This window comes from Haemophilus sp. HMSC068C11, from assembly GCF_001815355.1.
Lineage (GTDB): Bacteria > Pseudomonadota > Gammaproteobacteria > Enterobacterales > Pasteurellaceae > Haemophilus_D.
In genome coordinates this window covers 74,765-88,535 of sequence record NZ_KV820375.1, presented here as the reverse complement: position 1 = coordinate 88,535, position 13,771 = coordinate 74,765, and the positions used below count along the sequence as shown (strand labels likewise).

Genomic DNA, 13,771 nt, shown 5'->3' with positions numbered 1-13,771 from the left:
ATTTTTTGAATGTATTAAAGTGCGGTAGAATATGGGCTAATTTTTTTGTGTTTTATTATTTTTCATGGGCCCTTTAGAACAAGCTAAATCTGAGCTAATTCGCCAATTTGAAACTTTGGCGATAACTGATCAGCAACCTGCTATTGCACGTCTTCAGATGAAGATGAAATTGGGTGTTGATCTTTTGGCATGGATGAAAGGACAGCTTGTTTATCCACAATTTTATTTACGTTTTCGTGATGAAGATAAAACCGTCGCTGCCGTAGGGAAAGTGCGGTCATTTTCAGATGTGAATTTGGCACAGCAATTTATTCAAGAGCACAATTTCCCGTTAGTGGGCGGTTTACAGTTCCAAGGTGAAAGTCAGTTTATTTTGCCGCAAGTTTTAATTGAACAGCAAAATGGTGAGACAGTGGTTTTAGTTTTTGTTGATCCAAATGAGCTTGATTCGGCAAAAATGATTTTGAATTCATTTGAAAAAATGACCGCACTTTCACCCCTTAATCAATTAACCATCGAAAGTGTAGAGCCAAAAGCGAATCAAGACACCTGGTGTGACTGGGTCAATCAAGCACTCACTCGAATTCGACAGGGTGAATTAACTAAGCTCGTTTTGGCAAATGAAACCGTGTTTGGTATTCAGGGTGAGCTAAGCGGAAAAGATTTTCTTGCTGCAAGCCAAGCAAAAAATAGTGGTTGTTACCATTTTTTATGGGCAGATAATGCTCAAAACTGTTTTGTGGGATCGACACCAGAACGCTTATTTGCACGTGATGATCGTCAGTTATTCACGGAAGCGCTTGCGGGGACAGCACCTGTTAGTGATAATCCGAGTGAAAATGACGAACGTGCGAATTGGCTGTTAAATGACGAAAAAAACCTCAATGAAAACTGGTTAGTGGTTGAAGATATTTCACAAAATATCAGTCACTTAGTGGAACAAATTACTGTTGATGATGTCGCATTAAAGTCACTACGCAAAGTGCAGCATTTAATTAGAAAAATGCAAGCAAAATTGACCGCACTTTGTACGGATGCCGATTTGCTGAAAGCGATCCATCCAACGGCGGCTGTATCAGGCTTACCACAGCAGCAAGCGAGGAAAGCTTTGGCTGAAATAGAAACCTTTGATCGTCGTTGGTATGCCGGTACATTAGGTGTGATGAATCAACATCTATCAGAATTTTGTGTCACCATTCGCTCGGCTTTTATCGAAGAAAAACAAGTGCGTGTATTTGCTGGAGCCGGTATTGTGGAAGGCTCACAACCTGTAGAAGAGTGGTTGGAAATTGAACGTAAAGCGGCAGGGCTCATTTCCCTGTTTGCAGAGAATAACGGAGAATAAGAAGAATGTCTGTAAGCGTATTTAATCGTTGTTGGTCAAAGGTGATCTTAGAAACCTTGGTTCGCCAAGGGGTGAGTCACTTTTGTATTGCGCCTGGTTCACGATCAACACCTTTAACGCTAGAAGCTGTGCGTTTACAAAATGCCTCTCGAGCAACGTGCCATAGTCACTTTGATGAACGTGGCTTAGGCTTTTTTGCTTTGGGTATTGCAAAATCCACGCAAGCACCTGTTGCCGTGATTGTCACCTCGGGCACCGCAGCAGCAAATTTATATCCAGCGATTATTGAAGCTCGCCAAACAGGCGTGAATCTAATTATTCTTACTGCCGATCGACCACCTGAATTGTGGGAATGTGGTGCAAATCAAGCGATCGTGCAACAAAATATGTTTGCTGATTACCCAGTGGCAAGTGTCAATTTACCGAAGCCTCAAGCCGATTATGCAGCGAAATGGTTAATTTCTACGTTAGAACAAGCTTGCTATAAACAAAAGCAACAACCAGGCGTGGTGCATATTAATGTACCTTTTGCTGAACCACTTTATAATGCCCAGGATCAAGAAATTGACGGTCATCCATGGTTAATGCCAATTCAACGTTGGTTAAGTCAGCCTAAAAATTGGGTTGATCATCAACCATTGCAACAAGAAGTGTTGATGCATGAGAATTGGGATAGCTGGCGTACAAAACGTGGTGTGATTGTGGCAGGGCAATTAACGCCTGAACAAGCAATGGGTATTAACTCATGGGCAAATACCATGGGATGGATTTTGCTGACGGATATTCAATCCGGTGTTGAACCGCTCATGCCTTATGCGGATATTTGGCTAGCAAACCAAACCGTAAAGCAAAAATTACTTCAAGCTGATATCGTGATTCAATTTGGTTCTCGTTTTATCAGTAAACGTATTAACCAATTCTTAGCGGAGTTCCAAGGCGAATTTTGGGTGGTGGAGCAAAGTCAAAATGCAGTTGATCCTAATCGCCATACGCAAACTCGCTTTAACGCCAAAGCACATCATTGGTTGCGTGCACATCCGCCATTGCGTCAAAAACCTTGGTTACTCGAGCCACTTGCGCTTTCAAAATTCTGTGCAACCTTTATCGAACAACAAGTTGGTGGCAATCTTAATGAAGCCTCATTAGCACATCATATTGAACGTGTTTTACCTTACAACGGTATTTTGTTCTTAGGAAACAGTCTTTTTGTACGTTTGGTTGATGCTTTAACCAAATTGCCTGAAGGGTATCCGATTTTCACCAACCGTGGTGCAAGTGGGATTGATGGCTTATTAGCAACGGCTGCAGGTATTGGTATCGGTGCTGATCAACCAGTGGTCGCCATGATTGGTGATACGTCTACGCTTTATGATTTAAACTCTTTAGCCTTATTTAAGAATGTGACTCAACCAACTATTATTTTTGTAATTAACAATAATGGTGGCGCAATCTTTGATATGTTGCCGGTGGATGAAGAGGTGAAAGAGCAGTTCTATCGCTTGCCACATAATGGTGATTTCTCTCAAGTCGCGGCAATGTTTGGCTTAAAATATGCCCTGCCTTACACCTGGGCAGATTTAAGCTCCGTGTTAAAACAAGCTTATACTCGCCGCCGTGCGACATTAATTGAAATCAAAACAAACCCAAGTGATGGCAGCGCAACCTATAAGCGCTTGATTGAACAAATCAGCCACGCGGTGATTGGTGAATAATTTCTTTCCCCTCTTATATAGAGGGGATTTCTTTATATGGCATTATTATGATGAATCTTGTTTTTCTTCATGGTTTATTAGGTACGAAATCAGATTGGCAAAAAGTCATCGAAAATCTACCGCACTTTCGTTGTTTCTCTCTCGATTTACCCTTTCATGGAGAGAATAAAGCTGTTGCCGTTGAAGATTTTGAGCAAACCGCTCAGTTCCTTGAAGAACAAATTCAACATCTCATAAAAGATGAGCCTTATATCTTAATTGGTTATTCACTTGGTGGACGAATCGCACAATATTATGCACTGCAAGCTAGAGTAAAAATAGGGCATTTAAAGGCTGTCATTTTAGAAGGGGCGAATTTAGGTTTACAATCTGAACAAGAAAAACAAAGTCGTTTGGTCAATGACGAAATGTGGGCTGAGCGTTTTTTCCATGAAAAGCCTGAAACCGTGCTCGAAGATTGGTATCAACAACCTGTTTTTTCTCATTTAAATGAACAGCAACATAAGGCATTAATTGAAAAGCGAAAAGCCAATTGTGGTGCAAATATTGGTCATATGTTATTAGCCACTAGTCTTGCCAAACAGCCTGATTTTCGAGAGAAAGTGCGGTCAAGTTTGCTGTCATTTTTTTATTTTTGTGGTGAACGAGATCAGAAGTTTCGCCAGATGGCAGAGGATAATCAACTTGATTTAACGATTATTCCTGATGCTGGTCATAATGCACATTTAGAAAATCCGACATATTTTGCTGAAAAAATAGAAAATATCGTATTAAAAATTGCTCAACTTTAAGAGAAATGCTAGGATTTAGCCCTTTCATTTTATTTGACTCTTAAGGAAGCAAAATGTCCTCACAACTTCGTAATGATCCATTTAAGGTTGCTTTAGCCTCTATGGTGGGTACCGCAATTGAATTCTTCGATTATTATATCTATGCCGCTGCGGCAGTATTAGTTTTTAACACGCAATTCTTCCATAGTGGCGATCCGCTTTCAGATGATTTGCTTTCTCTTTCGACATTAGCTTTAGCATTCTTTGCTCGTCCAATTGGTTCTGCTTTATTTGGACACTTTGGTGACAAGATTGGTCGTAAGAAAACCTTGGTTGCCTCTTTGGTTTTAATGGGCGGATCTACGGTCGTTATCGGTTTATTGCCGACTTATTCTCAAATTGGTATTTGGGCACCGATTTTGTTATGTATTTGCCGAGTCGGTCAGGGTATTGGTCTTGGTGGTGAATGGGGCGGCGCTGCTTTAGTGGCAACAGAAAATGCGCCAGAAGGAAAACGTGCTTGGTATGGCACATTCCCTCAATTAGGGGCGCCAATTGGCTTATTTGTGGCTAATGCGACCTTCTTCTTAGTGAGCTATTTCTGGGGGCAACAAGCCCTCGTTGAGTGGGCATGGCGTATCCCGTTTGTTTCTTCTTTAGCCTTAGTTTTAGTTGGGTTGTATGTTCGTTTAACTTTACATGAGAGCCATGTCTTCGTTGAAGCGGAAGAAAAAGGGAAAAAATTAAAAGCACCGGTGAGTGTGGTTTTCACTAAACACTTTAAACCAATGGTGATTGGTACATTTATCATGGTGGCAACCTATTCCTTGTTCTATATTATGACCGCCTTTGCTCAAGCGTATTCTCGTACACCGGCAACCCTTTCAGAAGCGGGCTATCCTATGGGGTTAGGCATTCCTGCCAATACCTTCACGGGATTACTTTTAATGAGTGCGATCGTTTTTGCGATTTTTATTAGTATTTCAGGTCTTTATGCAGATAAAATCGGTCGTCGTAAATGGTTGATTTGGACAACGGTCAGCATTTTAATTTTTGCATTATGTATGCCATTATTCCTTGGAAACGGTACACCAGCTTCTGTATTTGCTTTCTTAGTAATTGGTATGGCATTAATGGGCATGACATTTGGTCCAATGGCGGCGTTATTACCTGAATTATTCCCAACGGAAGTACGTTATTCTGGCGCTTCTTTAGCCTACAATATTGCATCCATTATCGGGGCAACCATTGCGGCAATGATTTCATTAAAAATCAATGCACTTTATGGCTTAATGGGCGTGGGGATTTATTTAGCCATTAATGCATTCTTAACCTTGTTAGCGTTATTAGCCTCAAAAGAAACGAAAAACGTTGATTTAACGCAAATCTAGTGACAAATTGATAATGAAAAGCTGATGTGAATAACATCAGCTTTTTTATTTATTGAAAGGAAGTAATAAAAAAGAGCGTATTGCTACGCTCTCAGATTACAAAAGTGCGGTTAAAAAACAGTATGTTTTTATGAAATGAATTAATCTTCACCCCATACTTCTTTAGCAATTTCTTCAACGTAACGGACTTTTGCCCATTGCTGTGCTTCCGTCATGATATTCCCTTCTTCGGTTGACGCAAAACCACATTGTGGGCTTAAGCAAAGCTGTTCAAGTGGAACATATTTAGTCGCTTCTTCAATGCGAGATTTAATAGCCGCTTTATCTTCTAATTCAGGGAATTTTGAACTGATTAAGCCTAATACGACTCGGCCTTTGTGTGGATTATTGGCAAAGTGTTTTAATGGTTCAAACCCACCAGAACGCTCATCATCATATTCCAGGAAGTAGCCATCGTATTGGGTTTGGCCAAATAACGCATCCGCAATAGGATCGTATGCACCGGTTAATAAATAGGTTGAACGGAAATTGCCACGGCAAACATGCGTTGTGATAACCATATCAGCTGGTTTAGCAGCTAATACAACTTGAATATTTTCAAGCGCTTGTGCTTTATCTGCTTCAAATTCAGGTTTTAAGTGATTGTTACAGAGTGATCCCCAATATACATCATCAAATTGTAAATAACGGCAACCTGCATCATAGAAGGCTTTGATCGCATCTTTATAAGCCTGTTGAACATCTTTGGCAAATTCTGCACGTGTCGCATAAACGCCAGTATCCCATTGAATTGGATACATTAATTGATTTGGGCTTGGAATGGTATATTTTACGACACCGCAATCTCCAACAATGTCTTTTAATTTTTTAAAATGTTCGATAAATGGGTGGTTTGGATTCCAAGATACTTTACCGCAGCAGCGAGTATTGTAAGGTTTGGTTTCTACACCATTAAATTTATAACCATGTTCAGGGTGATAACCTTCAATGCCATTTAGGTTTTCTAAGAAATCAATGTGCCAAAAGGCACGGCGATATTCCCCATCTGTGATCACTTGAATACCGGCATCTAACTGTGCTTGTACTAATTTAGCAATTTCTAGATCTTCAATTTCCGTTAATTGTTCACGCGAAAGTTCGCCTGCTGCAAATTTTGCACGGGCTTCTTTTAAAGGTTGAGAACGTAAATATGAGCCCACAGTATCAGCGTGGAAGGGAAGTGTTTTTGATGTCATGTTTATATCCTTTTTTTAATTTTAGTATGATGATTTTAACGTAAGGATATTTCATGATCAAAGTAATGATTTTTTCATTTATGATGAAAATAATTAATGCAGAGAAAAATTAGCTTTCAGCAATCCCCATTGCACAAACGGCTGCAGAACTCCATGCCCATTGGAAATTGTAGCCGCCTAACCAGCCGACAACATCCAGTACCTCACCAATAAAATAGAGGCCTTTAATCTTTGTCGCTTCCATGGTTTTGGACGAAATCTCATGGGTATCAACACCGCCCATCGTGACTTCAGCTGTACGGTAGCCCTCAGTGCCATTAGGAATGAATTGCCAGTTGTGGATTAAATTCTCTAGATTTTCTAACCGCACTTTACTTAAATTTGCAATCACTTCATCTTGAATTAAGCCTTGTTCTAACCAAAGTTCGACTAATTTCTTCGGCAATAAACGACTTAATACAGTCTTTAATTGCAATTTAGGTGAAGATTGACGCATTTCATCCAGGTGATAGCGAATATCTCTATAAGGCAATAAATCTAAATGAATGCTTTCACCCGGTTGCCAATAATTGGATATTTGCAAAATAGCAGGACCAGATAAACCGCGATGGGTGAATAGCATTTGATGAGTAAAGGTTTTGTGCTGATTCGTCGCCGCCACATCTAATGAAATACCGGATAGTGCCGTGTAGAATTTTTCACTTTCTCGCCATGTGAACGGTACAAGGCTTGCACGCGGAGGAATCACATTTAATCCAAACTGTTCTGCAATTTGATAGCCAAAAGGCGAAGCGCCTAAACCGGGCATGGAGAGCCCTCCTGTGGCGATAATCAAATTCTGGCATTGCCATTCAACCGCATTTACCTTTAATTTGAACCGCACTTTAGGGTTGTTTTCAACGGCTTCAATATCACTGACTTCGCTACGTAGTTGAATATGAACACCGTATTTGTCACATTCTGTTCCGAGCATCTTCACGATATCTTCTGCACCGTTATCACAAAATAACTGACCTAATTCTTTTTCGTGGTAAGGAATGCCGTACTCAGCGACTAAAGCAATAAAATCCCATTGTGTATAACGTTTTAAGGCAGATTTGACGAAGTGTTTATTTTGGCTGATATAACGGCCAGATGTGATTTCCATATTGGTGAAATTACAGAATCCGCCGCCAGACATTAAAATTTTTCGACCAATTTTCTTACCGTTATCAAAAATGGTGGCTTGTTTGCCCAGCTTTCCTAACTGTGCGGCACAAAATAAGCCGGCAGCACCGGCTCCAATAATGATATTTTCTGAATAATGAGACATAGCTTATTGTGAGGTTTGTCCTTTTTCAAAATAGTCTATCATTTTGATTCGTTGGATGACAGTACGGCGATCCACGGCAGCATTACCTGAATCTAATAATTGTTGCCAATAAGCTTTGGCTTTTTCGGCTTCATGATTTTTAAAGGCTTCAGTCGCCAATAATGTGATTACCGAGATTTCATGTTTATCTTGTTTTAACGCTTCATCCATTATTTGCTGGATTTGTGGTGTGATGTTTTGACCAGCTTGATAATAAAGTGCGGTCGCTTTTAGGCCTAAAATCGCGGGTGTTGTGCCTGAAATTTTTTCTGCATTGCTATAGGCAATGAGTGCATGATCAAATTCATCATTTTGCATATAGGCATCACCTAGCTGAGCCCAAAGCTCAGGGTTATTCACATCTTCTCGAATTTTATTTTGAATTTTGAGCACCATATCTTCTTTTTGATGCACCATTGATGTATCTGCTTTTTTATTGGCAAGCTCAATCATCTCTTTTTCACCTTGCTGAACACGCTCAAAACGATCAAGAGAGAAGTAATAACTTAAAGGAAGAACCAATAAAATACCAAAGACCCAAATAGCGGATTTGGTTTCAAATTTGAGCGCACTTTTTTCTTCTTTAGGCACTGTATGAAGTTGATTTTCAAGTTGTTTCGGTTCGTCTTCTGATTTTTTTGTGGAAAATAAAATCAACGCAAAAGCCCCAATTAATAGCAAAATAGGCAATAACCAGAGGAGTGCGGTATTCCACTGAAAAGGGGGCTTATAGTTCACGAAATTACCGAAACGTGCTGTCATTGTGTCGATAATTTGCTGATTCGTTTTTCCTTCATCCACCATTTTATAGACTTCAATACGTAAGTCATAAGCAATCGGCGAATTGGACTCAACTAAGTTCTGATTCTGACATTGTGGGCAACGTAAGGATTTTGCCAGTTCAACAGCACGAGTACGATCGGCTTGGTTTTTAAACGCATAGGTATCCACCATTTCTGCGTGAGCAAAAAGGGCGAAAGTCAGTAAAAGTGCGGTCAGAAATCGGGTTAATTTTTTCATTTTACTTTTTAGTTAATTCATCAAGTTTTGGTTTGATTTCGGTAAGCCACGTTTCGCGATCCATATAGCCAGAATGACGATAACGGATCATACCGTGTTCATCGATAACATAGGTTTCTGGTGCACCATCTACGCCTAATTGCATCGCAAATTCGCCACGGCTATCGTCAATGGTCAGTATAAATGGATTGCCCATACGTTCTAGCATCGCAATGCCATTTTGTGGTTTGTCACGATAATCGATACCCACAATGGGCACTTCTTTTGAAATTTCCATCAAAAGAGGGTGTTCCTGTTGGCAATAGCCACACCAACTTCCCCACACGTTAAGTAGGAAAGGTTTCTTTGGGAAATCTCTCGGGCTAACAATTTGATTCGGTTCAAGCAAATTCGCTTGATAGAATTCTGGCACAGGCTTATCAATGAGTGCTGAGGCAATTTGTTTTGGATCTTTGTGTAAGCCAACAAAAAGCAGTAAGCAAATACTCAATAACAAAATCAGCGGTAAAAACAAAATAAACTTTTTATTCATCACGTTTTCTCTTCAAATTGATGGCTGAACATAATGCGCCAAGTGCCATTAAAATGCCTCCGAGCCATAACCAGCGAATAAGCGGTTTGTAATGTAAACGGAATGTGAATTCGCCTTTACCTAAGTTATCGCCCATTACAATATATAAATCGCCCCAAAAGCCAGCATCTAACCCTACTTCACTCATGGTCATAGTTCGAACATCATAATAACGGCGTTCCGGTACAATTTCAGCGTAAGGTTTGCCTTGTTTTGACACGCTAAAGAAAGCGACTTCGGCGGTAAAGTTTGGCCCAATTTCATTGGAAAAACGATCGTAGTGGAACTCAAATTGACCTAATTGTTGGCTTTGTTGTGGTGCAAGTCTAACACCTAACTCACTGCTAAAGTAACTACTCATTACGGCACCCATTGTGGCAATCGCCACGCCGCAGTGTGCAAGAATCATTCCAAAATAGGCAAGTCTTACTTTTGTCCAATTTTGCCATAAGGTGACGAATAATACCCAAATAGCGAGGGTGAGTAATACATAAGCAAAGAAATGGAAACGTAACGCACTGTCATTTTGCAACGCGTTCCAAATCATGCCATAAGCAATTACTGCAGCGGGAATAAGTAATAACAGACGTTTGAAAAAGCGTTTTTTGTCTGATTTAAACCAGCTTAAGCAAAGCGTCGCCGCCATCGCAAAAAGCACTAACGTGAGCAATGGCAAGAAAATACTATTAAAGTAAGGGGCCCCCACAGAAATACTTCCCCAATTCATGGCTTGGAATAGCATCGGATAGAAGGTGCCTAAGAAGGTACTGACGGTGGCGACGGTCAATACGATGTTTAAACCTAAAATAGCCCCAGTTTTAGAAATGAGTGGAAATTTGACCGCACTTTCATTGGTATTTGTGCGTAGGGCAAATAAACTGAGTGAGCCGACAGTCAATAAGAAGAAAATAAGTAATAGTACATAACCACGGGAGCTATCTAAAGAAAAAGCATGAACAGAGGTTAATGCACCTGAACGGACAATAAATGTGCCTAATACACTAAATGCAAAAGCGAGTAGGGAAAAGAGTGTTGTCCAGTAGCTAAACATGCCTTGTCTTTCAGTCACCATTAAGCTGTGTAAAAGTGCAAGTCCTAATAACCATGGCATAAGTGAGGCGTTTTCTACAGGGTCCCAGAACCACCAGCCACCCCAGCCTAATTCGTAATATGCCCACCAGGCACCGAGAACGATCCCTAACGTTAAGAATAACCAAGAAACGAGAACCCAAGCTCGCATCGCACGCGCAATTACTTGTGCAGAACGATTAAAGATTAAGGCAGAAATTGACATGGCAAAGTTAACAGCAAAGCCCACATAACCCACATATAAAAGCGGCGGATGGAAAATTAAGCCAATATCTTGCAGCATTGGATTGAGATCTCGCCCTTCTGCAGGGGCAGGAAATGCACGTCCAAATGGATTGGAGTAGAACAAAATAAAAATAGCAAACCCAAGACAAATTAAGCCGAGTAAAGAAAGGGTTTGTGCAGAAAAAGTGCGGTCATTTTTGCGAGAGAAAAAGGCAAAAGCCACTAACCAAAGACTTAATGTGAAAAGCCAAAATAAAATTGAGCCTTCGTGTCCGCCCCATGTGGCGGCGACTTTGAAAAATGTTGGTAGTTGAGAATTGGAGTGCGCTGCCACGTATTCCAAAGTGAAGTCATCTGTTGCAAAAGAGTAGGCAAGAATACCGATTGAAACGCTCGTAAAAATACCGAAACAATAACTTAATCCCCAAGCCGTGTTGGTGAGAGAGGGTTTATTTCGCCAAATACCAATTTGTGGCACGATAGAAAGTAAGAGTGCTGCAGTAGTGGCGAAGAGTAGTGATAGAAATCCGAATTCGGGGAGCATAGTATTCTTCAGTATTAATGGTTGTATTTGACAAAATAAGGTTAATTTTAAGCATGAAAAACATACGTAAAATTAACCGCACTTTAGTCTTTTAAATAAACAAAAGGCGTATTGTATACGCCTTTTGATTAAATAAGAAGTTTATCCTTACGCAACGGTAAGTTGTCCTGCATACAAGATAAAGTAACGTAAGCAGAGAACCCCGATTAAGTCGAAGATTGACACAAGGATAATAAAGTTCTTGTTGTATTTTAAACTGTCTTTTGCTGCAAGGTTCGCAAGTAGAGGAATGATGATACCAATTAAGAATACCCCAATCCAGAACACAGCACCCCAGAAACCGGAAAGTGCATTGTGTAATGCAACCACTTTCTGACCACCACCGAAGTGTAGACCAACAAAGAAACAGATTAATAAACCGAGTTCAGTCACCATAATTGGCACTTCAAATTTGTGAATGAAGTGTGATTCATGGCTATCACCTTTTAATTTACCAGCAATGAGGATAAATAAGAAGGTTGCAGCGATACCGGAAGAGGTACCTGACGCCAAGAATAACGCTGGTAGAACAGGGTTATTTAACATTGGGTAACTGATCAATGCTGAAAGTAAGAAACCAGTATAAGCCCCTAGCACAGCGGCTAAGATGAAGAGAATAACTTCTACAGGACCAGTTAAACGTTCTAATACATTGATAATTTTACCGACAAAACCAAGTTTTGGCATAAAACGTTGGATAAATGCCATGATATCTTCTTTGAAGATAACCGCACACCAACATACCAAGAACAGCATATAAACTTGGAATAACATTACCCCCATAGACATTACAGAGTTGAATTGATAGTTAAACATCAATTTCCAGAATGTCCAAGGACGTGCCAAGTGGAAAATTAACAGGGTTAAACCAATTAATGTTGGCACAGAACCTAAAACGGCGGCTGCTCGGATAATCCAGTTTTTGCTAGGATTTTCTAATTTGTGACTACGTTTATAAGCAATCGCTAATTGTACCGCACCGGAAGAAATACCAAGTAAGAACAAATAGATAGCGATTGTTGAATCCCACACCAAATTAGGTGTGTGAAACGGAACAGGATAATCTAATGTCATCTTCTTGGCTCCCCGTGTTGGAATGGAATATGGTAAAGATTTGGTTGAGTACCTAATTCCACTTTAGTGCGATAAACCGGATTTTCTTTCACTTTGCGGGAAACTGCACTGCTTGGATCATTCATATCGCCAAAGGTTAATGCTTTGGTTGGACAAGCTTCTACACAAGCAGGTTGTTTGCCAGCTGCTAAGTTTGTATCGCGACAGAAGTTACATTTATCTGCAGTACGGTGTACTGGGTGAATGAAACGTACGCGGTAAGGACAAACTGCAACACAGTATTGGCAACCTACACAAAGATCTTTATGCACATCTACGATACCTGTTTCAGGATCAATAAATGATGCACCGGTTGGACAAACAGCCACACAAGGGGCGTTTGTACAGTGTTGGCAAGATTGACGGAAAAACTCGTATTCTTGATTTGGGAATTCGCCGTAAGGTTCACTACGGAGAATTTCCAAACGTGAAACGCCTTCAGGAACGTGGTTTGTTTCACGACAAGCATCCATACAAGCGGTACAGCCGATACAAGCTGTTTCGTCGTGTACCATTGCATAGCGTTTCGGTTTATCCGCCTTTTCCTCTTTCGCTAAAGAGGTAACTGATGTCCCCGTCATAAGGATTAATGCCCCCATGCCGGAAACAAAGTTTCGGCGTGAACAAGCTGTCATTATTTATCCTTTTGTTCGGTTGATTGCGTTTGTGATTGTGCGTCTTTTGCCGCTTTGCGTTTTTGTTGTTCGCCGTGGCAATCTACACAAAGTTTCACACGATTTTTCGGTTGAATACCTTTCATCGCATCATCTTTCGGGTGTAATGTGTGGCAGCTTGCACAAGGCAATTTCATTGCGTGAACATCGTGCGCCCAAAGTTTTTCACGAAGTTTTGCAGGTTGGTGACAAGCAAAACAAACTTGGTTTTGTTCTTGCGCGGTATACATTGGTTTTTTATCACCAAAGATATCGCCATCAAAACGCATCACATCTTTTGCACCACGACGGTGATCTTCCGAAATATTACCGTGACAGTTTACACAGTTAATCGGTTTACCTGTGTTAGGGCTTTTTTGATTTAAGTGTGCGCCGTGGAATTTACCAAAGTGTAATTCACCACCAGATTGATCTAAAGTTTGGTTTTTATCAACTTGGTCAAATTTGTGACATTTTGCACAATATTGGTTTGGATCACGTTGGTTATCCATTTGTGGCTCGTAAGTGAGTTGAGAGGCAGGTGTTTTTGCCATCTCTTCCGCACTTGCAGCCATTGGCATTGCCGCAAGCATTGCAAGCAATGCAAGGGATTTTGCCGATTTGCTGATTAAAGAAGTTAAATTCATTCTGATTACCTCAAATATATGGTTAAAAATGACCGCACTTCGACACTTTAGTTACAAAGTGCGGTT

The 13,771-nt window shown here is 40.5% G+C and carries 12 protein-coding genes; 4 read left to right on the top strand and 8 right to left on the bottom strand.

The features are described 5' to 3' along the window. The first annotated feature begins 64 nt into the window (after nucleotides 1–64). Genes HMPREF3020_RS07465 through HMPREF3020_RS07450 form a run of 4 tightly spaced genes read left to right on the top strand, consistent with a single transcriptional unit; the run spans nucleotide 65 to nucleotide 5,218 of the window. Nucleotides 65–1,345 (top strand): isochorismate synthase, encoded by a 1,281-nt coding sequence (locus HMPREF3020_RS07465; protein WP_070776072.1) that lies wholly within the window; start codon nucleotides 65–67, stop codon nucleotides 1,343–1,345. A gap of 5 nt (nucleotides 1,346–1,350) precedes the next feature. Beyond that, a complete protein-coding gene (gene menD / locus HMPREF3020_RS07460; RefSeq protein ID WP_070776071.1) occupies nucleotides 1,351–3,057 on the top strand; it encodes a 2-succinyl-5-enolpyruvyl-6-hydroxy-3-cyclohexene-1-carboxylic-acid synthase in 1,707 nt (568 codons plus the stop codon). Between the two features lie 47 nt (nucleotides 3,058–3,104). Then, entirely contained in the window at nucleotides 3,105–3,848 is a 744-nt protein-coding gene (menH, locus tag HMPREF3020_RS07455; RefSeq protein WP_070776070.1) for a 2-succinyl-6-hydroxy-2,4-cyclohexadiene-1-carboxylate synthase, read from the top strand. Nucleotides 3,849–3,901: 53 nt separating this feature from the next. After that, the gene (locus tag HMPREF3020_RS07450; RefSeq protein ID WP_070776069.1) at nucleotides 3,902–5,218 is read left to right on the top strand and encodes an MFS transporter; all 1,317 of its coding nucleotides are present in this window, start codon (nucleotides 3,902–3,904) and stop codon (nucleotides 5,216–5,218) included. 140 nt (nucleotides 5,219–5,358) lie between these two features. On the opposite strand, the gene HMPREF3020_RS07445 is transcribed toward HMPREF3020_RS07450, so the two are convergent. From HMPREF3020_RS07445 to nrfB, 8 genes are all read right to left on the bottom strand, one after another. Continuing rightward, the gene (locus tag HMPREF3020_RS07445) at nucleotides 5,359–6,453 is read right to left on the bottom strand and encodes a 5-methyltetrahydropteroyltriglutamate--homocysteine S-methyltransferase (RefSeq protein ID WP_070776068.1); all 1,095 of its coding nucleotides are present in this window, start codon (nucleotides 6,451–6,453) and stop codon (nucleotides 5,359–5,361) included. 109 nt (nucleotides 6,454–6,562) lie between these two features. Beyond that, nucleotides 6,563–7,765 (bottom strand): BaiN/RdsA family NAD(P)/FAD-dependent oxidoreductase, encoded by a 1,203-nt coding sequence (locus HMPREF3020_RS07440; protein WP_070776067.1) that lies wholly within the window; start codon nucleotides 7,763–7,765, stop codon nucleotides 6,563–6,565. A gap of 3 nt (nucleotides 7,766–7,768) precedes the next feature. Further along, a complete protein-coding gene (gene nrfF / locus HMPREF3020_RS07435; RefSeq protein ID WP_070776066.1) occupies nucleotides 7,769–8,824 on the bottom strand; it encodes a heme lyase NrfEFG subunit NrfF in 1,056 nt (351 codons plus the stop codon). Between the two features lies 1 nt (nucleotide 8,825). Then, entirely contained in the window at nucleotides 8,826–9,356 is a 531-nt protein-coding gene (locus HMPREF3020_RS07430) for a DsbE family thiol:disulfide interchange protein (RefSeq protein WP_070776065.1), read from the bottom strand. Then, complete coding sequence (nrfE, locus tag HMPREF3020_RS07425; protein ID WP_070776064.1) at nucleotides 9,349–11,253, bottom strand: heme lyase NrfEFG subunit NrfE; 1,905 nt, start codon at nucleotides 11,251–11,253, stop codon at nucleotides 9,349–9,351. Before nrfE ends, HMPREF3020_RS07430 begins: the two co-directional genes overlap by 8 nt. A gap of 147 nt (nucleotides 11,254–11,400) precedes the next feature. Continuing rightward, complete coding sequence (gene nrfD, locus HMPREF3020_RS07420; RefSeq protein ID WP_070776063.1) at nucleotides 11,401–12,366, bottom strand: cytochrome c nitrite reductase subunit NrfD; 966 nt, start codon at nucleotides 12,364–12,366, stop codon at nucleotides 11,401–11,403. Further along, a complete protein-coding gene (nrfC, locus tag HMPREF3020_RS07415; RefSeq protein ID WP_005695543.1) occupies nucleotides 12,363–13,040 on the bottom strand; it encodes a cytochrome c nitrite reductase Fe-S protein in 678 nt (225 codons plus the stop codon). The genes nrfD and nrfC overlap by 4 nt, the downstream gene beginning before the upstream one ends. Continuing rightward, entirely contained in the window at nucleotides 13,040–13,705 is a 666-nt protein-coding gene (gene nrfB, locus HMPREF3020_RS07410) for a cytochrome c nitrite reductase pentaheme subunit (RefSeq protein WP_070776062.1), read from the bottom strand. The genes nrfC and nrfB overlap by 1 nt, the downstream gene beginning before the upstream one ends. Nucleotides 13,706–13,771 lie beyond the last annotated feature (66 nt).

Coding starts and splice junctions, on each gene's coding strand:
- HMPREF3020_RS07465 (WP_070776072.1), top strand. CDS start 65: ATGGGCCCTTTAGAACAAGCTAAATCTGAGCTAATTCGCCAATTTGAA.
- menD (WP_070776071.1), top strand. CDS start 1,351: ATGTCTGTAAGCGTATTTAATCGTTGTTGGTCAAAGGTGATCTTAGAA.
- menH (WP_070776070.1), top strand. CDS start 3,105: ATGATGAATCTTGTTTTTCTTCATGGTTTATTAGGTACGAAATCAGAT.
- HMPREF3020_RS07450 (WP_070776069.1), top strand. CDS start 3,902: ATGTCCTCACAACTTCGTAATGATCCATTTAAGGTTGCTTTAGCCTCT.
- HMPREF3020_RS07445 (WP_070776068.1), bottom strand. CDS start 6,453: ATGACATCAAAAACACTTCCCTTCCACGCTGATACTGTGGGCTCATAT.
- HMPREF3020_RS07440 (WP_070776067.1), bottom strand. CDS start 7,765: ATGTCTCATTATTCAGAAAATATCATTATTGGAGCCGGTGCTGCCGGC.
- nrfF (WP_070776066.1), bottom strand. CDS start 8,824: ATGAAAAAATTAACCCGATTTCTGACCGCACTTTTACTGACTTTCGCC.
- HMPREF3020_RS07430 (WP_070776065.1), bottom strand. CDS start 9,356: ATGAATAAAAAGTTTATTTTGTTTTTACCGCTGATTTTGTTATTGAGT.
- nrfE (WP_070776064.1), bottom strand. CDS start 11,253: ATGCTCCCCGAATTCGGATTTCTATCACTACTCTTCGCCACTACTGCA.
- nrfD (WP_070776063.1), bottom strand. CDS start 12,366: ATGACATTAGATTATCCTGTTCCGTTTCACACACCTAATTTGGTGTGG.
- nrfC (WP_005695543.1), bottom strand. CDS start 13,040: ATGACAGCTTGTTCACGCCGAAACTTTGTTTCCGGCATGGGGGCATTA.
- nrfB (WP_070776062.1), bottom strand. CDS start 13,705: ATGAATTTAACTTCTTTAATCAGCAAATCGGCAAAATCCCTTGCATTG.